Consider the following 18,831-nt stretch of genomic DNA (forward strand, 5'->3'; position numbering starts at 1 on the left):
AGTTACTGAATTTTTAACTTACGAATTGTGAGATCATCACCATGAAAAGAACGTTTCAACCAAGCGTCCTGAAGCGTAAGCGCGTTCACGGTTTCCGTGCCCGTATGGCCACTGCCAACGGCCGCAAAGTTATTTCCCGTCGTCGTGCCAAAGGCCGCGCACGTCTGTCCGCGTAAGCTCTGACTGCCTCATGAAGGCTTTGAGTTTCCCGAAATCGCATCGTCTTCTGCGACCTGCTGATTACGGCAAAGTCTTCAACGACGTGCAGCTGAAGGTTCCGCATCGGAATTTTCTGATCCTGGCGACACCGAATACCCTCGGTCATGCCAGGATCGGATTAATTTTTTCCAAAAAGAATCTGAAGCACGCGGTCCAGCGAAACCGGATAAAACGGCAAATCAGAGAAAGTTTTCGGCTACAGACGGATCTGCCTGGCCTCGATCTGATCGTGTTGGGTCGTCAGGGACTTGCTTCCCTCGATAATCCTTCCGTTCGTGCATCCGTAGATGATCTTTGGCGTCGTCTCAGGAAAAAACACGCACAATCCCAGCCATCCCGGGCAGCATCATCCGAAACTGCCGATCGAGGAACGGGTTAATGCGCAAGCTTTTGCTTCTGCCCATCCGCTTCTACCAGTATGCAATCAGTCCTCTGATGGCTAGCCATTGCCGCCACCATCCCTCGTGTTCACAATACGCCGTTGAAGCGATAACTCACCATGGCGCGATCAAAGGATTATTTCTCGCAATCCGGCGTCTGTTAAGGTGTCATCCCTGGGCGGAAGGCGGTTATGATCCCGTGCCTGGAACAAAAGAACTCCAGGGTCAGGAAACCGTAACACTCTGCTCACACGCTGATCATTCCCACACAACAACCCAGACCAGACAGTAACTCTATGGACATTCAACGCATCGTATTATTTGCCGGCCTGGCTATTGTCAGTTATCTGATGGTGCTTGCCTGGAATGAGGATTACCATCAGCAACCCGTAACCCCGCAAGTCTCTGAATCTCAGCCTTCGCAGTCTACAGGCAGCATGGGTAGTTCAGACGATATGATGCTACCGGAAAGCGGCTCCGCACAGGTTGACGGTAATGGCGAATTCTCTACGCCGGAAACAGGTCAGGCGGTTATCAGCTCGACAGAAACCAACACCACCGTGAGTGATCAGTTCATTTCAGTTCGCACTGACGTGTACGATCTGCAAATTGATCGGGTCAGCGGCAACCTGGTCAGAGCTCAGCTGCTTAACTACGACGATTCACTCAACAGCACAGATCCGTTAACTCTGCTGAATAACACCCAGAACCGACTGTATGTCCTGGAAAGTGGTCTGATAGGTCGTGATGGCCCCGATAGCCGTAAGAACGGTTCCGCACCTGTCTACAGCACCGACGCTTCCAGTTATGAATTGGCCGAGGGTGATAACGAGTTGCAGGTAGATCTGACCTACACCACAGAGACAGGTGTCCAGATCACCAAGCGCTATCAATTCCAACGCGACAGTTATGAAATTGACGTCAAGTACCTGATTGCAAACCAGTCCAGTGATGACTGGCAAGCCAATTTCACCGGCAAAATCGTCCGTGACCAAGCGCCGGATCCGACATCACAGACCAGCATGGGTATTCAGGCCTTCCTGGGTCTGGTTATCAGTTCGCCGGAAGATCCGTACGAAAAATTTGATTTCGGTGATCTGCAGGAAACCCAGATCAATCAGTCTGTAACCAACGGATGGCTGGCCTTCCTGCAGCATTATTTCCTGTCTGCCTGGGTGCCGGAGCGTGATATCCCTGCCCAATACCAGACCACACAGCGCGGCTCGAATTACGTAATGGGCTTTGTCTATCCTGCAACCACCGTAGCGGCGGGTGAGACTGCCGAGATAGGTGCCCAGGCTTACGTCGGACCGAAGATTATTGATCGTCTGGAAGCCATGGCTCCGAACCTGGACCGTACTGTTGATTTCGGCTGGCTTTTCTTTATCTCGCTGCCGTTGTTCATCATTCTGGACTGGTTCCATAGCATCGTCGGCAACTGGGGTGTGTCCATTATCCTGTTGACCGTGCTGGTCAAGGCAGTGTTCTTCCACCTGTCCGCCACCAGTTACAAATCCATGGCCAAAATGCGGGCGGTGGCGCCTCAGTTAACCCGGTTGAAAGAGCTGTACGGTGATGACCGTCAGCGTATGTCCCAGGAAATGATGGCGCTGTATAAGCGTGAGAAGATCAATCCTCTTGGCGGCTGCCTGCCGATACTGGTTCAGATGCCGGTGTTCATCTCTCTGTACTGGGTACTGTTTGAAAGTGTGCAGCTACGCCATGCGCCATTCATGCTGTGGATCCAGGATCTGTCGGTGATGGACCCTTACTTCATTCTGCCGATCCTGATGGGCGCCAGCATGTTTGTGCAGATGAGTCTGAACCCGACACCACCGGATCCCATGCAGGCCAAGATCATGAAGTTGATGCCGTTGATCTTCACGGTCTTCTTCCTCTGGTTCCCGGCTGGTCTGGTTCTGTACTGGTTGGTAAACAACATTCTGTCGATCACCCAGCAGTGGTACATTACCCGCAAGATCGAAACAGAAATGGCCGGCAAAAAGCACTGATCGGTGCCCGAACCGTCCCGGCAAAGGCTCCTCTGTGGAGCCTTTGCTGTTTTCAGCCTGTGGAAAAAGCATGAGTCAAAGTACCGAAACCATTGCAGCCATTGCGACGGCACCCGGCCAGGCCGGAGTCGGCATCGTGCGTGTTTCCGGCCCTGGAGCCCGTGCCATTGCTTGTCAGATACTGGGTTACGAGCCCAAACCCCGCTATGCGCATTACGGACCCTTCCACGATAGTGGGGGCGAGCTGATTGATGAGGGCATCGGATTGTTTTTCCCCAATCCCCACTCCTTCACCGGGGAAGATGTCTTCGAGCTGCAGGGGCACGGTGGAACAGTCATCCTGGACTTGCTGCTTCGTGAAGTCTGCAGTCAGGGCGCGAGGCTGGCCAGGCCGGGAGAATTCTCCGAACGGGCGTTTCTGAACGATAAGCTCGATCTGGCTCAGGCCGAAGCCATTGCCGATCTGATTGAGAGCAGTTCGGAACAGGCGGCCCGTTGCGCTGTTCGTTCCATGCAGGGGGTGTTCTCCAGGCAGATAGAAGATCTGGTAGATGCGGTTACCCATTTGCGAATCTACGTTGAGGCGGCCATTGATTTTCCGGAAGAGGAAATTGATTTTCTGGCCGATGGCAAGGTAGCCAGCGACCTGCAGAACCTGTTGGATCGGCTTGAGATAATCCTGGCGGAAGCCCAGCAGGGCACTATCCTGCGAGATGGCATGAAAGTGGTAATCGCCGGCAGGCCCAATGCCGGTAAATCCAGTCTGCTCAACGCTCTGGCTGGTCGTGAGGCGGCCATTGTAACGGCCATCGAAGGAACTACCCGGGATGTTCTCAGAGAACATATCCACATTGATGGCATGCCACTGCACATTATCGATACCGCAGGTCTCCGGGACAGCCCCGATGAAGTTGAACAGATTGGTATCGCACGGGCCTGGGAGGAAATCCGGCAAGCTGATCGCATCCTCCTGATGGTGGATGCCACTACCACCAACGAAACCGTACCCCATGAAATCTGGCCGGACTTTATCGACCAGTTGCCCGAGAAAGCACCTGTCACGGTTATCCGTAACAAAGTGGATCTTTCGGGCGAAACAGTGGGAATCAGCAATACAGACCATCCCGACGCTCCGGTCATTCGTCTGGCAGCGAAAGGTGCCGACGGTCTGGAAATACTGCGAGACCATCTGAAGCAATGCATGGGATTTGCCAGCACGACAGAAGGCGGTTTTCTGGCCCGTCGTCGTCATCTGGATGCACTGGAACGTGCGAGGGACCTGTTAATTCAGGGGCAGAGTCAGTTGGAGGGGTTTGGTGCAGGCGAACTTCTTGCGGAAGATCTGCGCGCCGCCCAGGATTCACTGGGTGAAATTACCGGTCACCTGACGCCTGATGAACTGTTGGGCAAGATTTTCAGCAGTTTCTGCATTGGCAAGTAGTCATTCGATACTGGTATGACCGGCTTTTTCACAATCAGTGTTCATTTTTGTTGAGCGGTCACTCAATAATCGCTAGAGTACTGGACGAACAAAACAAACAAAAGTAATTATCCAGGAGCCAAACGCGATGAATCCCAAGATCGACTATTACTTCACGTGCATTTCCCCGTTCACTTACCTTGGACACCAGGCATTCCTTGAGACAGCCCGAAAGGCCGGTGCAGAGATCAACTTCAAGCCGGTTAAACTGGGAACCGTATTTGCTAATTCCGGCGCGAAACCTATCCCGGAGCGCCCGGTTTGCCGTCAGGAATATCGACTGCTTGAAATCGAACGGTGGGCCAGGAAACGTGGTTTGGCTGTGAATCTCAAACCGGCACATTTTCCGGCGAGTCCGGTTTTGGCAGACGGTTGCGCTATGGCCCTGCAGCATGCGGGTCATTCTCCGGGCGAGTTTGTACAACGGGTGTTGACGGCCTGTTGGGCTGAGGAGAAAAATGTTGCGGACGAAGCCGTGATTGGTGACATTCTGAACAGTCTCGGGCTGGATAGCGACGGTATTATCGCGGCTGCTCAACGTGCAGAGATTGCGGATGAATACGATCGCAACAGCGAGGATGCTGTTCGCGAGGGCGTGGTAGGTGTGCCTGCCTATGTGTTGAATGGTGAGCAATTCTGGGGGCAGGATCGGGTCGAGTTGTTGGCAGAAACGCTGTCAGCGATATCCTGATTCAGGAGCAACATACTTGCCAATCACTGACACTCCGGGTCAAATACGGACTTTCTGTTCCTGAAGCGGTGATCCGTGAGATTCGGAGTGTTTTACAAGTGGCTGCTAAGCCTCCTGCTGACCTTCAGTGTCATTGTTACGATGATACTGGTGGTTGTGAACTGGTCCTTTCAGCGCGGGTTCGTTTCCTACGTCCGGCAGATCGAGACCCAGCAGGTTGTCCACACCGCCAATCTGCTTGCCGGTGAATACCTTCAACATGGTAGCTGGCAGTTTCTGCGGAATGATGGTCGGCACTGGCCGAGGCTGTTGGAAGCCTCAGCTATTACTGTTCCGTCCGAGATGCGTCAGCCGCCGCGGCCTCGCACTCGGGGGGAAACAGGTGGCGTACACGCCCCTCAACAGCCTGACCTGATGGCGGCAATGGTTCCCCTGGCTCACCGGATTGTGCTTGTGGATAACAATTGGGAGCGGGTCGCGGGCCCATCGATTCCGGTTTCTGAAGACCACTGGTATCCCATTCGCACCAACGGCAAATCGGTCGGCTGGTTAGGACTGCAGCCCACAGAGATTGTCAGTAACCAGCTTGCACGCAGTTTTATTGATCAACAACGCACTAACCTTGTCTGGATAATGCTGGCAGGTCTGGTGTTGGCGTTACTGGTGGCCATGGTCTGGGCGAGATGGTTCCTGAATCCCATCCATCGTGTTATGAATGCGGCCCGGCAACTTGCGGCCGGACACTATGAAGTCAGTGTACCGGTCAAGGGACGAAACGAGTTGAGTGAACTGGCCATCAACTTTAATCACCTTGCCCGAACTCTGGCCCGTAACGAGCAGCTTCGGCGCCAGTGGATTGTGGATATCTCCCATGAGCTTCGCACTCCCATTGCCGTTCTCGGGGGCGAAGTGGAAGCCATTATCGATGGTATCCGACAGCCCACCCCGGAACGCATGGCTGCTCTGCATGGTGAAATTGATGCCCTCGGTAAACTGGTGAATGATCTGCATCTGCTGTCCCTGGCCGATCAGGCCTCTCTTGAGCTGACATGGGCAGAGATTGATCTGGCAGGTCTTGTCAGGGACCAGATAGCCCATTTCCGAGCCCGCATGGAGCAACAGGATCTGGCGCTGGACACCGAGATACGGGGACAGGTTTGCTTGCAGGCAGACGCCCATCGACTGTCCCAACTGGTGAAAAATCTTCTGGAAAACAGTCTCAGATACACGGACCCGGGCGGTGAGGTGTGTGTCCGGCTCAGCGCCGGTGACACGCTGGTTGTCCTGGAGGTTCTCGATTCCGCTCCGGCGGTGTCCGAGGAGGATTGTGAAAAGATCTTTGATCGCCTGTACCGGGTCGATCAATCCCGCAGTCGTGCGCTTGGTGGCTCCGGTCTGGGCCTCGCGATCTGTCGGGAGATCGTTCTGGCTCATGGAGGAACAATCTCGGCCAACAGGAGTTCGATGGGTGGTCTGGCCATCCGGGTGGAATTGCCCCGTTTCGGCGAACCAGCGGGAGGAAGTTAACCGACATGACAAAAACCGACAGAACCGTTCTGGTTGTTGAGGATGAAGAGAAGCTTGCAGCATTGCTACGGGATTATCTGGAAGCTGCCGGTTTCGGGGTTCACTGTCTGTATCGCGCTGACGAGGTCATGCCCTGGTTGTCCAGCCACGACGCCGACCTGATTATTCTGGATCTGATGTTGCCCGGAGGCGATGGACTCAACCTGTGCAATGACATTCGGCACGCGTTTCCGATACCTATCATTATGTCGACTGCCCGGGTTGAGGAGGCGGATCGGTTGCGTGGGCTTGAATCCGGCGCCGATGACTATGTCTGCAAACCCTATAGTCTCAGAGAGATGGTTGCCCGGGTGAAAGCCATGTTCCGGCGAATGGAGCGTACACCGTTCCCGCGGGAAAACTCCCCTGTTTCCCCATTCACTGTTGATCCGGCGCGAATGACCATTCGGGTCCAGGGACAGCCTCTGGACCTGACCCGGGTGGAATATCGCTTGCTCAGTCATCTGCTGGAACAACCTGGCGTGGTGTTCAGCCGTGATGCGCTCCTGAATATTATCTACGATGACTATCGCCTGGTTTGCGAACGGACCATTGATTCCCATATCAAAAATCTGCGAAGGAAACTGGCGCCTCACTGTCCGGGTAAACAGATTATCCACTCGGTCTACGGTGCAGGCTATCGCTTTGATCCGGAATGAATGCGCACTGGCGATCCCCGGCAAAAGGGCAAATTCCATAGTTCTCTCACAATCTCGACAACGCTTCTCAATACACTTCTGCCTGATCGCAACACCAATCCATTTAGCGAGGTGATACAACCGATGGGCAAATCCCGATCTGTACTGATGACTCTGATCCTGATGGGTACTTTGTCGGCCTGCAGCCATGCTGGGCAGCCTGGTTCATCCGGCGGCAAGCGCCCATCCGGACCGCCCCCGGAAGCCTTCGAAGCCTGTGAAGGTCTGGCAGAGGGTGAACATGTAAGTTTTGCCGGACGCGGTGGCGAGAGTCTCGAGGCGACCTGTGAAAAACTCGATGGGAAATTGGTCGCTGTTCCTGAGAACGCGCCCAGGCGTTAGTGTATCTGCGACTGCTCAGCAAAGCAGATTCTGAAGCTGACGGAGCCAGGCCAGGCTCCGTCTCTCCGGTTACCAATTGAAACGTTTTTATTGAGAGTGGTAGAGGCGTAAGGCGTAAATTTTGCCTTAATGTAGGTAGTATTGAATTTACTAGCTGCTCGGAGATGAAACGTGTTCAGAATACTACTCAGTATCAGTGCGTTGTTGGGCCTGGTTTTAACCTCTTTGGCCACCCAGGCCGACGATCGATTGTATCTTTATACGGAAAATTTCCCTCCGTACAACATGAGCAATTCCGGAAGAGCCTTCGAGCACAGTGCCGAAGAAATTGGTGGGCTGTGCACAGAGCTGGTGCTGGCTGCCCTTAAAGAGACCGATCTGGATTACCGCATTAAACTCCGGAACTGGGATTACGGATATAACCGGGCATTGAGCAAACCCAATCACGGGATCTTCTGCACCACCTACACAGAAGACCGTGCGCCGTTGTTCAAATGGGTTGGGCCATTAACCAACAACCTTTGGACGGTGTTTGCTCCGGCCGGCTCCGATTTTCAGATGACCAATCTGGAACAAGCGAAAGATAAGGTCTTTGGTGGTTATCGGAATGATGTGAAGTCGGAATACCTCATCAAACGCGGTTACAAGGTTTCGGCACTCGACAGTGATGATCTGAATCCGAAGCGGCTGGAACTCGGTCAGATTGATCTGTGGTTGGCAGATCGCCTTGGTGGCCCCTACGTTGCTTCCCAGCAGGATATTGAGGGATTGGTTCCGGTCTTCTCGTTCAATGCGACACAGTTGTTTCTGGCGATGAATCCGGAAACTCCCGATGAGGTCATTGCGAAACTGACTGAGGGGCTCAAAGCAATTCAGGAGTCCGGAATGTTCGAAGCCATCGAGACCAAGTACGGACTCTGATCAGCACGGGTGGAAGACTAAAAAGGGAAGCCTTGTGGCTTCCCTTTTTTATCTGAGCACGTATTACCCTGCCTGTTTCCGGCGCCGGGTATTGATTGCTTGCAAAGCGTTTGTCGATGCCCGGTTGCCGAGAAAATTTGGCCGGGGTTTATTGCCACAGTAGGGCGCCTGAAGCTGGTTTTCCACACTGTTATAGACGAAGAACAGATTGCTTCGGGGCCAGGGCGACATATTGGCATTTGAAGCATGCAGTGTGTTGCACTCGAAAATGATCAGCGATCCGGCAGGTCCGGTGGGAGCTTTGATACCGTGTTCATCGGCCATGGCGGCGAGGTCCCGGTTGTTGGGAACGCCAAGGTCCTGTTTTTTCAGTGACGACTGATAATTGTCTTCCGGCGTGCGGCCGACGCAGGGCACGAAGGTCTTGTGGGACCCGGGAATCAGCATCAACGGGCCGTTGAACGGCGTGTTATCGGTGAGGGCGATGGAAAAGCTGACCGCCCGCATCCGGGGCATCCCGTCCTCGGCGTGCCAGGTTTCGAAATCAGAGTGCCAGTCAAAGCCCTTGCCGTGAAAACCGGGTTTGAAGTTGATTCTCGATTGGTGGATGTGCGCTTTGCTGCCCAGGAGCTGGCGTACCATAGCCAGGATCCTGGGATCCCTGGTCAGGCGGTCGAAACGATCGGAAAGCTCATGAATGCCGAAGATCGAGCGTATTTCCTGCTTACCTGGCTCGGTAATAGTGCCTTCCGAGCGAAGGATACGGTCATCGTCTTCATAGGCTCGCAGATCTTCCCGGAACTGACGAACGGTGGCTGGATCGAGAAAGTTGTTGAATACCAGAAAGCCGTCATCCTCGTACTGTGCCAGCTCGGTGTCACTCAGTGGCCCGTCGGCGCGGTCCCGACCCTTGCTATGCACGACGGGGTCCTGCCGTTCGAAGCTTTTGGTCGGGCGTTCAAGGCGGGTTGGATAAAAGTCGTCAGCACGAGTTTCCATATTCGAACCTCCATCTTTTATACTGAAATCTGAAAATTAAATTTAAATATCAATTAGTTAAGATATAAAAATTGAAAATTCGGGAGTAAAGCTGGGGGACAGGTCCGAATTTTTCAAGGGCAATAATCAGGCGTGTCTCCGGTCCCCTTGCTAGCGTCTCTCAAAGCCCTGCAGCTTGCGATGCACCCGGCGGGTAATACCGGTAAACAGGGTGTAGGAAATGGTGTCGCACCAGGATGCGACTTCATTGGCCAACAGATTGTCTCCCCAGAATTCCACGGCCGAACCGAGGCCTGCGTCCAGGCCAGTCAGGTCTACCGTCAGCATATCCATGGACACCCGGCCGATCAGCTGGGTGCGCTGGCCATTCACCAGCACTGGTGTGCCATTCCTGGCCTGACGTGGATAGCCGTCGGCATAGCCCATCGCCACCGTACCGATCCGGGTTGGTCGCTCGCACACCCAGGTACCGTTATAACCGATGGCCTCTCCGGGTTGCAGCTCATGCACGGCAATAACCTCTGAAGTCAGAGTCATCGCTGGTTTCAACCGGCTCTGGACCTCATTTTCATCCGTCAACGGTGAGGAACCGTAGAGCATGATACCCGGGCGTTGCCAGTCCTGGAGTGCCCCGGGGTGCTTCATGGTGCCGGCGGAATTGGCAATACTCCGGGGAGTAGGGCAGTCGCGATAGACGCTGTTGAAGCGTTCGATCTGTTGCCGGGTCTCGGGACTGGCCAGATTATCCGCTGAGGTGAGGTGGCTCATCAGGGTTATGCCACTGACCTGCGGATGATCCTTCAGCTTCTGATAGGCTAGCCGGTAGTCATCCGGGCCGAAGCCCAGTCGGTTCATACCGGTATTCAGCTTCAGCCAGACATTTACCGGTTCGGCCAGCTTCGCTGAGGTAATCGCGTCGAGCTGGAAATCGTTGTGTACCGCGGTCCAGATATTATGGCGGCAGATGTAATCGAGTTCGTCAGCGGTGAAGAACCCTTCGAGCAGCAGAATCGGTTTGCGAATACCGGCATCACGCAGCTCTACCGCTTCTTCAATGCAGGCAACCGCAAACCCGGGCACGTCGGGTTCGAGCTTTCTTGCCACATCAATCGCGCCATGGCCATAGGCATTGGCTTTGACCACTGCCAGAGCCTGTTGCTCTGGTGCTCTGGATTTCGCGATCTGGTAGTTGTGGGCAATGGCATCCAGATCTATCGTCAAGGTTGCTGCGCGGGCCATGGTGGATCCCTTTTCGTTACTCTACGGGTGAAAGATCAGTGATAGCGGGCCATGGAGAGCCCCTCAGGATTGAGATCAGGGCTTTTGCCGTTGACCACATCGGCGACGTAGCGGGAGGCGCCCAGTGACATGGTCCAGCCCAGCGTACCGTGACCACTGTTGAGGACCAGATTGTCGTACTGGGTATTGCCCAGAATGGGCACACTGTCGGGGGTCATGGGACGCAACCCGGTCCAGAATTCGGCACCATCAACATCGCCGGCGCCCGGGAACAGATCTCTGACTGTGAACTCGATGGCGCCCCGTCGTTTCGGATTCAGCTCCTTGTTGAAGTTGGCGATCTCGGCGATACCGCCAACCCGAATACGATCATCAAAACGGGTCACCGCCACCTTGTACTTCTGATCCATGACGGTGGAGACCGGCGCCTTGCTCTCGTCAATAATCGGCATGGTCAGGGAATAACCTTTCAGCGGGTAGATCGGCAGATTGATACCAATCTGGCGGGTCAGGTACGGTGCATAGCTGCCCAGGGCTATCACGTACTTGTCGGCTTTGAGTTCGCCGGCACTGGTTTTCAGGGAGCTGACCTTACCCTTTGTGGTTTCGATCGAGTGAATTTCGGTTCCCATCATGAACTGCACACCCAGTTTCCGGCATTCCTGGGCCAGACCGTTGGTGAACTTGTGGCAGTCACCGGTTCCGTCGCCGGGCAGATAGAGGCCTCCGACGATCTTGTCTTTCACGTTGGCCAGGGCCGGTTCATGGCTGATGCAGCTTTGTACATCGACCATTTCATGGGGAACATTGCAACGCTCCAGAATCGCCACGTCACTGGCTGCTCCATCCAGTTCTTTCTGGCTTCGGAAGACTTCCAGGGTTCCCTTCATTCGCACGTCGTAGTCCAGATCCAGTTCGGCATTCAGCTCCCGGAAACAGTCGGCACTATAGCGGGCCACACGCAGCATCCGCTCCTTGTTCACATCGAATGCCTCGGATGAGCACTGGGCCAGCATTTTCATCATCCAGCTGATGGTGCTGGCATCGAAACGTTTGACGTCGAAGTAGAGAGGGGAAATATCCTGCATCATCCATTTGATGGCTTTCAACGGCACTCCGGGGGCGCCCCAAGGCGTTGAATAATCAAAGGACAGCATGCCGGCGTTGGCATAGCTTGTTTCGGTGGCCGGAGTGTCCAGGCGGTCTACCACGATGACCTCATTGCCCGCTTTTGCCAGATACCAGGCGGTCGTTACGCCGATAACGCCGCTACCTAAAACCAGCACTTTCATAGTCCGTCTCCAGCCAGATACAAGTAATTTGATATCACCAGTTTATTATCAAAACACCATTAATAAACTTTGATTTTAAGGAATATAAAGGATTAACCTTTGAAAAAATCACCTAAAATAGTGGAAAACTCTAAAAATGAATGAAGGAAGAAAGCGATCTCTCGACAAACTGGATATCCGTATCCTCAAGGCACTGCAAAAGGATGGCAGAATCAGCTACGTCGACCTCGCCGACAAGGTTGGCCTCAGTTCAACGCCCTGTATTGAACGGGTGAGGCGACTGGAAAAAGAGGGTTATATCGAGGGCTACCATGCCCGACTGAACCCCGAGCGGCTTGGCTACAACATGCTGGTGTTTGTGGAGATTTCCCTGTCCTACCAGTCGCCGGACTCGTTCCAGGAATTCAGTGAGGCAGTCGAAGCGCTGCCCTATATCCTGGAATGTCATCTGGTGTCTGGCGATTCTGATTACCTGATCAAGGCACGGATCAGCGGGATTTCTGAATATCGGGCCTTACTTGGAGACATGCTTCTGACGTTGCCCGGGGTCAAGAATTCGAAGAGCTATATTGTGATGGAAGAGGTGAAGGAGAGCCTTTCGCTGCCATTGGACTAGATCGGCAACAGCGCCTTGTAACGCCCGCGAACAGGGGAAATCCGGGTTCCCGGTAATGATCGTTGAAGCTCTCTGTGGCGTATTTCTGTTTGCCAGGAATTCGTCAACATCCATCGGAGAGTGTAAAAGTCATGCAAAGCCTGATAAGTATAATATTGAATCGTATTTCGACAACTATACTCTGGGTACTGTTATCGGCGCTGTTGTTGAGTGGTTGTGCTGGCCCTTCGCTTGAGGACTATGCAGATCAGAACCCTGAACTGGTACCTGAAAAATTCTTTTCCGGCGAACTTTCCGCCCGTGGCGAGGTCAAGGATTTCTCAGGGCAGGTCATTCGTACCTTCGATGCAGATATCACCGCGTCCTGGGATGATGAGGATGTCGGGACCCTGAATGAAGTATTTCGATTTGATGATGGCGAGGTCCAGACCCGGGTCTGGACGCTGACGCCGTCGGCTCAGGGCTATCATGCCGAGGCTGGTGATGTGGTTGAACCTGGAACCATGCGCTGGAGTGGCAACGCAATACACATGAATTATGTTCTTCGTGTGGCTTACGGTGATGGAACCCTGGATGTGCGCATGGACGACTGGATGTACCTGGTCACTCCGGACACGTTGATTAACCAGACCACTATGAGCAAGTGGGGAGTCAATGTGGGTGAGGTGGTTCTGGTCATCCAGAAAAAGTAACAGACAACTGATCAAAAAAACGAAACCGGGAAATTCTGGAAACCCTATGTGGAAACAGTGGTTGATTGCGTTGGTGCTGGTGGCCGTTGCTGTAGGCGGGGCCGTGGTGTATCAGAAGCTGGACGCGGGCGCAGATTCCCAGAGTGTTGGGGAGCGTTCGGCCAGTGCCGTCAACACGGTTGTTCCACGCATGGACACGGTTCGAGATGTGGTCAACGCCGTTGGCAGTCTGAAAGCTCTCAACGCGGTTGAACTGACCACCGAGGTCAGCGGGCGGGTCGTGGAGCTGAATCTGGAAACCGGTCGCCGTGTAGAGCAGGGTGCGGTTCTGTTACGCCTGGACGATCGCCAGGCCCGGGCCGATCTGAACGTCATCGAAGCCCAACTGGCCGATGCCCGTCGACAGTTTGAAAGAGCGCAACGGCTGCGATCCAACAACAGTATTTCCCAGTCCCAGGTCGACGAACTGAGAACGTCGGTGGACGTGGCCGAAGCCCAGCGCCAGGCAGCGCAGGTTCGTCTGGAAAACCATCGGATAGAGGCGCCGTTTTCCGGCGTGGTGGGGCTGAGTGACATCAGTATCGGAGCTTATATTACGGCGGGAACGTCGGTGACCACTCTGGATACAACAGACAGAATGGAGCTCGGTTTTTCGATTCCCGAGCGGTTTCTTGGCCAGGTTGGTCTTGGCCAGGAGGTAAAGGGAACCTCTCCGGCCTACGCTGATCGACCATTTTCCGGTCAACTGGTCGAGCTGGGTTCCCGGGTCAGTGAGTTGAGCCGGTCGCTGCCGGTGCGCGCATTGATCGACAACCCTGATGGCCTGCTCCGGCCGGGCCAGTTCATGTCTGCGACCCTGACGCTTCGGGAACGGCAGGCGCTGGTGATCCCGGAACAGGCGGTCATGATCCGCGGAGATGAACAGTACGTGTTTGTGGTCGACGATGGTGTGGCAAAACGGGTTTCCGTCAGTCTGGGTTCGCGCATGCCGGGTTTTGTCGAGGTTGCCACTGGCCTGCAACAGGATGATTCGGTGATTGTGACCGGTCAGGACAGGCTCAGTAGTGGGGATCGGATTCGGGTTCTGGAGGATGACCAGTCCATTCCCGAGAACCGCTTTGTTACTGCCAGGGAATCGTGATCCGTGGTCTTATCTGATATTTCCATCAAACGTCCGGTCTTCGCGACGGTTCTCAGTCTTCTGATCGTGGTATTTGGCCTGGCAGCCCTGATGGGTCTGCCGGTGCGGGAATATCCGGATATTGATCCACCCGTCGTTTCCATATCCACCGATTACACCGGCGCAGCCGCGGAAGTCGTGGACACCCAGATCACCCAGGTGATTGAGGGCACCATCAGTGGCATTGAAGGCATACGGTCCATTGAATCCTCAACGGAACAGGGCGAATCCCGAACCAGCATCGAATTCAGCACCGCCAGGGACGTGGACATAGCTGCCAATGACGTTCGCGATGCGGTGTCCCGGGTGGCTAACCAGCTGCCGGATGAAGCGGATCCACCGGTGGTACGCAAAGCCGATTCCGATGCCCGCCCGATGATGTGGGTCACCCTGCGCAGTGACATCTGGGACAGCGCCGAGTTGAGTGATTTCGCTGACCGTGTTCTGTCTGACCGGCTGTCGGTGCTCGATGGTGTAGCGGACGTGCGTATCGGTGGTGAACGTCGATACGCTATCCGGGTCTGGCTGGACCGGGAGCGGCTTGCAGCCCGCGATATCACGGTGGCGGAGGTTGAACGCGCATTGCGCGCCAACAACGTGGAGTTACCGGCCGGTTCGGTGGATTCGTCCACTCGTAACTTTACGGTCAGAGCCGAGGGGCGGTTGTCGAATGTGGAACAGTTCCGGCAGCTGGTGGTTCGCCGGGATGGCAACGATCTGCTGCGTCTCGGAGAGGTGGCTAATGTCCAGATGGGGGTGGAGTCGGACGTCAGCCGCTTGCGAGCGAACGGCCAGACCGCCATTGGCATGGGTATTATCCGCCAGTCCAAGGCCAACACAGTGGCTGTTTCCGATGCGGTCCGCGCCGAGCTTGAAAAGATTCGCGAGACTCTGCCACCGGAAGTCACTATTGCGGAAAGTTATGACGAATCCATCTTCATCCGGGCCTCTATCAAGGAAGTGGTAACCACGCTGGCCATCGCAGTGTCTCTGGTTATTCTGGTTATCTTCCTGTTCCTGCGTTCGTGGCGCGCCACCCTGATACCGGCGGTGACCATTCCGGTTGCCGTCATTGGTGCTTTTATCGGGCTGGGGTTCCTGGGCTTTTCCATCAACGTCCTGACCTTGCTGGCGGTGATTCTCGCCATTGGTCTGGTGGTGGATGATGCGATCGTAATGCTGGAAAACATTCAGCGCCGGATCGACGAGGGTGAGCCTCCGTTGCTTGCCGCCTATCGCGGAGCGAAACAGGTTGCGTTTGCCGTTATTGCCACGACGCTGACACTGGTCGCTGTCTTTATCCCCATCTCATTCATGGGTGGGAACATAGGTCGATTGTTTGCAGAATTTGGTTTTACCCTCGCCGCGGCAGTGGTGTTTTCCAGCCTGGTCGCCCTGACACTGGCGCCCATGCTGTGCTCCAAGTGGCTCAGGCACAGTCCGGAGACCGCAGAAGGGCACCGTTTCTGGGCAGCCAGCGAGAAGTTGCTGAATGGTCTGACCAACGGGTACCGCAAACTGTTGCTGTTTTCGCTGCGTCAACCGGGATTGCTGTTGGGTTTGGGTCTGGTGGGCCTGGTGATTACGGCCGTGGTGTATCCCAAGCTACCCCAGGAACTGGCACCCACTGAGGACCGGGCGGTGATCATCATGCCGACCAGCGCGCCAAGAGGGGCAACGGTGGAATATACCGACCACTACGTCCGCCAGGTGGAAGAGACCCTGCTGCCGTACCTCGAAGAGGGGACCGCCAACCGTTTGCTGGCCATTGTCGGGTTCCGGGAGGAAGAGGATAACGCGTTTTTGATCATGGGTTTGTCGCCCTGGGACGAACGTGAGATCAAACAGCAGGAGGTGACCAGTGACATCCGTAAGAAGCTCGCCGATGTGTCCGGAATCCGAACGGTTGCGGTGAATCCGCCCGGTCTGGGGCAGCGCGGGTTCAGTCAGGCCGTTGAGTTTGTTGTGGCTGGTCCGGATTATGAATCGGTCCAGGCCTGGAGCCAGGAGATTGTGGAGCGGGCGAAGGAAAACCCGAATCTGCAGAATCTGGATACCGATTTCGAACTGACCCGACCGGAGCTTCGGGTCAACATAGACCGGGAACGGGCGGCGGATCTGGACATCACTGTTGAAGATGTCGGGCTGACGTTGCAAACCATGCTGGCATCCCGACAGGTAACCACCTACATCGACCGGGGCCGCGAGTATGATGTGATCGTCCAGGCTGAGGATGCCAACCGGGCAACCCCGGCTGACCTGGGGCAGATTTTCCTCCGGCCCCGGGAAGGCGGTAACCTGATTCCGTTGCAGGCGCTGGTATCGGTGGACGAAGTTGGCGCGAACCCGGACCTGCGCCGTATTGACCGGCTTCCGGCAGTGGTTATCAGTGCCTCTCTGGCAGATGGCTATGACCTGGGCTCGGCGCTGACCTACCTGAATAACCTGGCTGTGGATAACCTGCCATCAGAAGCCCGGGTCAGTTACAAGGGGCTGAGCCGTGAGTTCCAGGACTCCTCAGCCGCTATCTATGTCACCTTTGCGCTGGCATTTGTCATCGTGTTCCTGGTCCTGGCGGCACAGTTCGAAAGCTGGATCCACCCGCTGATCATCATGCTGTCCGTGCCTCTGGCAGTGACCGGTGCGCTGCTGGCACTCTGGTGGAGCGGAATCAGCCTGAACATATACAGTCAGATCGGGATCATCATGTTGCTGGGGTTGATGGCCAAGAACGGCATACTGATTGTGGAGTTCGCCAATCAGCTTCGGGATAAGGGCTACGAGGTCAAGGACGCGATTCTTGAGGGCGCCTGCCTGCGCTTCCGGCCGGTTCTGATGACGACAATATCGACGATTTTTGGCGCGATTCCCCTGGTCATTGCCACCGGCGCCGGGGCGGAAAGCCGTGCGGCCATTGGTATGGTTATTCTGGGTGGCCTTATTTTCGCAACCACTCTGACACTGTTCATTATTCCGGTGCTCTATAACCTGTTGGCCCGGTACGCAAAATCCTCTAACGCGGTGGAGCAGGAACTGGAGCGGCAGGCCTCGGGCAGCGCTGGTGGTGGTGGTCTGGCCGTAGCTCAGAAACGCGCTGACGACTTTTAAGAGCGACCAGAATCAGAGGGTGGCGGGAAACTCGAGCTTGCCCTCGAGCACCTCGTCCGGGTGGATATCCACACACAAGACGTGTTGTCCCGGTAGCATTGTAGAAAGCGTTACCGTGCGTTTTGCATCGGGCAGACCGACGTAGGGACGACAGCTGTTAATGTGCTGGGGACGGTTCAGAGCGTTCCGGAAGTACTCCCGGTGGGCCCATTGGGCACCCGCGGAGTGGAGCAAAGGGTTGAACTTTCCGCGATGAATGTCCGGATTGGCCCGCGCCAGGTTGCCCTGTTGTATGCCCTGGGGGTCGAGCAGGAAACAGCGTTTCACGCCGTCCAGGTCCAGAAGCCGGTTGCATGCGGTGCTGAATGCTAATTCCCGGCTCAGGGAATGGCAGGCTTCGAGAATTTCGAAGCGCAAAAGTCGAAAATAACTTTCCTGATCCCGGATGTCCTGGGCCGATGACTCGCTGGAATCGGAAATAATTTGTTTCAAGGTCTGTTCGGTCACTTTTGCCTCATGGTCTTGCAGGCTGGTTGGCCGGGCAAACAGAAACCCCTGCAGCAGATCGGCTTCGGTTTGTAGAGCGATGTGAGCTTGAGTGCTGTTTTCGATACCTTCCAGGAGCACGAGACTGCCGCTCTCGCGAATCATTTTTACCAGACTCTCCAGAAGCATCCGGGCCCGACTATTGTTTTCAGCGTTCACGAGCAGGCTGCGATCGAGCTTTACAATCAGCGGATTGATACGCCACAGTCGCTCGAAATTTGAATCGCCCATACCAAAGTCGTCAATCGCAACCTGGAAACCGTGGGCCTTTGCTTTCTGGATGAACTCCAGAAGCGCCGTTGGGTTGTCGGATGCCGTTTCCACCAGTTCAAGAACCACCTTCTCCGGTTCAATCCCGCTGCTCTGACATTGCAGGGCGAGCTTTTCCAGAGGTGCGTCCGGGTGAATACAGGTGCCGGGATTGATATTGAGAAAGAGCCAGACAGGCTCGGAACTGACGGCAAAGTTATCCAGGTGAAGCTGCAACAGGTGCCGGTCCAGTTTTGTCGCCTGGTTGTGTTCTTCGGCTTGCTCGAAAAGCTCGAAGGGAGAGATAGTCTCGCCATTCCGTTCGACCCTTACCAGCGCCTCATAGCCAACCATTTTTCGATGGGTCGGGCTTAGAATTGGCTGGTAAACAGAACTGAAGTGATAATCTTCAATCATGTTCGGAGTCTGGGTTATTTCGGCTCCGCGATAGATGCGCCGGGGAAGTCGGGCTACGCTGCTCATGGTCAGGAACCTTTATACTGCTAATGGTCTAGCCATCCTGGCCAAATGAAAAAAATGTTTTTGAACAAGAGATTAAAGCGAAATTCGTACCAGTTGGTCAAAATCCAAGCTATTAGCG

The 18,831-nt window shown here is 55.0% G+C and carries 18 protein-coding genes; 14 read left to right on the forward strand and 4 right to left on the reverse strand.

The features are described 5' to 3' along the window. Positions 1-41 precede the first annotated feature (41 nt). The 10 genes from rpmH (at position 42) to KO499_RS03975 (ending at position 8,309) form a co-directional block, all read left to right on the forward strand. Positions 42-176, forward strand: a complete 135-nt coding sequence (rpmH, locus tag KO499_RS03930) for a 50S ribosomal protein L34 (protein WP_008172542.1) — start codon at positions 42-44, stop codon at positions 174-176. A 14-nt stretch (positions 177-190) separates the two neighbouring features. Continuing rightward, a complete protein-coding gene (gene rnpA, locus KO499_RS03935) occupies positions 191-598 on the forward strand; it encodes a ribonuclease P protein component (protein ID WP_215982406.1) in 408 nt (135 codons plus the stop codon). Beyond that, positions 598-891 carry a membrane protein insertion efficiency factor YidD gene (yidD, locus tag KO499_RS03940; protein ID WP_215982407.1) on the forward strand — a complete coding sequence of 98 codons (294 nt, stop codon included), beginning with the start codon at positions 598-600 and terminating at the stop codon, positions 889-891. Before rnpA ends, yidD begins: the two co-directional genes overlap by 1 nt. Before the next feature lie 4 nt (positions 892-895). Beyond that, the gene (gene yidC, locus KO499_RS03945; protein WP_215982408.1) at positions 896-2,611 is read left to right on the forward strand and encodes a membrane protein insertase YidC; all 1,716 of its coding nucleotides are present in this window, start codon (positions 896-898) and stop codon (positions 2,609-2,611) included. A 70-nt stretch (positions 2,612-2,681) separates the two neighbouring features. Then, the gene (gene mnmE / locus KO499_RS03950; RefSeq protein WP_215982409.1) at positions 2,682-4,052 is read left to right on the forward strand and encodes a tRNA uridine-5-carboxymethylaminomethyl(34) synthesis GTPase MnmE; all 1,371 of its coding nucleotides are present in this window, start codon (positions 2,682-2,684) and stop codon (positions 4,050-4,052) included. Positions 4,053-4,179: 127 nt separating this feature from the next. Further along, positions 4,180-4,782, forward strand: coding sequence for a 2-hydroxychromene-2-carboxylate isomerase (locus tag KO499_RS03955; protein WP_215982410.1), 603 nt, complete (start codon positions 4,180-4,182; stop codon positions 4,780-4,782). A 669-nt stretch (positions 4,783-5,451) separates the two neighbouring features. Next, positions 5,452-6,309, forward strand: a complete 858-nt coding sequence (locus KO499_RS19960) for an ATP-binding protein (protein WP_228339799.1) — start codon at positions 5,452-5,454, stop codon at positions 6,307-6,309. A 5-nt stretch (positions 6,310-6,314) separates the two neighbouring features. After that, complete coding sequence (locus KO499_RS03965; RefSeq protein ID WP_215982412.1) at positions 6,315-7,007, forward strand: response regulator; 693 nt, start codon at positions 6,315-6,317, stop codon at positions 7,005-7,007. A gap of 123 nt (positions 7,008-7,130) precedes the next feature. After that, entirely contained in the window at positions 7,131-7,388 is a 258-nt protein-coding gene (locus tag KO499_RS03970; RefSeq protein ID WP_215982413.1) for a hypothetical protein, read from the forward strand. A 171-nt stretch (positions 7,389-7,559) separates the two neighbouring features. Further along, positions 7,560-8,309 (forward strand): substrate-binding periplasmic protein, encoded by a 750-nt coding sequence (locus KO499_RS03975; protein ID WP_215982414.1) that lies wholly within the window; start codon positions 7,560-7,562, stop codon positions 8,307-8,309. Positions 8,310-8,372: 63 nt separating this feature from the next. Here the strand turns inward: KO499_RS03975 and thpD are convergent, their stop codons facing one another. The 3 genes from thpD to KO499_RS03990 form a co-directional block, all read right to left on the reverse strand. After that, positions 8,373-9,308, reverse strand: coding sequence for an ectoine hydroxylase (thpD, locus tag KO499_RS03980; RefSeq protein ID WP_215982415.1), 936 nt, complete (start codon positions 9,306-9,308; stop codon positions 8,373-8,375). 150 nt (positions 9,309-9,458) lie between these two features. Continuing rightward, positions 9,459-10,547 carry an alanine racemase gene (gene alr, locus KO499_RS03985; RefSeq protein ID WP_215982416.1) on the reverse strand — a complete coding sequence of 363 codons (1,089 nt, stop codon included), beginning with the start codon at positions 10,545-10,547 and terminating at the stop codon, positions 9,459-9,461. A gap of 35 nt (positions 10,548-10,582) precedes the next feature. Then, positions 10,583-11,839 (reverse strand): D-amino acid dehydrogenase, encoded by a 1,257-nt coding sequence (locus KO499_RS03990; protein ID WP_215982417.1) that lies wholly within the window; start codon positions 11,837-11,839, stop codon positions 10,583-10,585. A gap of 136 nt (positions 11,840-11,975) precedes the next feature. Between KO499_RS03990 and KO499_RS03995 the strand changes: the two genes are divergently transcribed. The 4 genes from KO499_RS03995 to KO499_RS04010 all read left to right on the forward strand — a co-directional run bounded on the left by KO499_RS03995 (position 11,976) and on the right by KO499_RS04010 (position 17,435). Continuing rightward, complete coding sequence (locus tag KO499_RS03995) at positions 11,976-12,455, forward strand: winged helix-turn-helix transcriptional regulator (RefSeq protein WP_215982418.1); 480 nt, start codon at positions 11,976-11,978, stop codon at positions 12,453-12,455. 131 nt (positions 12,456-12,586) lie between these two features. Next, the gene (locus KO499_RS04000) at positions 12,587-13,147 is read left to right on the forward strand and encodes a DUF3833 domain-containing protein (protein ID WP_215982419.1); all 561 of its coding nucleotides are present in this window, start codon (positions 12,587-12,589) and stop codon (positions 13,145-13,147) included. Positions 13,148-13,193: 46 nt separating this feature from the next. Beyond that, positions 13,194-14,288 carry an efflux RND transporter periplasmic adaptor subunit gene (locus KO499_RS04005; RefSeq protein WP_215982420.1) on the forward strand — a complete coding sequence of 365 codons (1,095 nt, stop codon included), beginning with the start codon at positions 13,194-13,196 and terminating at the stop codon, positions 14,286-14,288. 3 nt (positions 14,289-14,291) lie between these two features. Then, positions 14,292-17,435, forward strand: coding sequence for an efflux RND transporter permease subunit (locus tag KO499_RS04010; RefSeq protein WP_215982421.1), 3,144 nt, complete (start codon positions 14,292-14,294; stop codon positions 17,433-17,435). Positions 17,436-17,447: 12 nt separating this feature from the next. Here the strand turns inward: KO499_RS04010 and KO499_RS04015 are convergent, their stop codons facing one another. Further along, a complete protein-coding gene (locus KO499_RS04015) occupies positions 17,448-18,713 on the reverse strand; it encodes an EAL domain-containing protein (RefSeq protein WP_215982422.1) in 1,266 nt (421 codons plus the stop codon). Positions 18,714-18,831: the final 118 nt, after the last annotated feature.

This window comes from Marinobacter sp. F3R08 (assembly GCF_018860425.1).
Lineage (GTDB): Bacteria > Pseudomonadota > Gammaproteobacteria > Pseudomonadales > Oleiphilaceae > Marinobacter.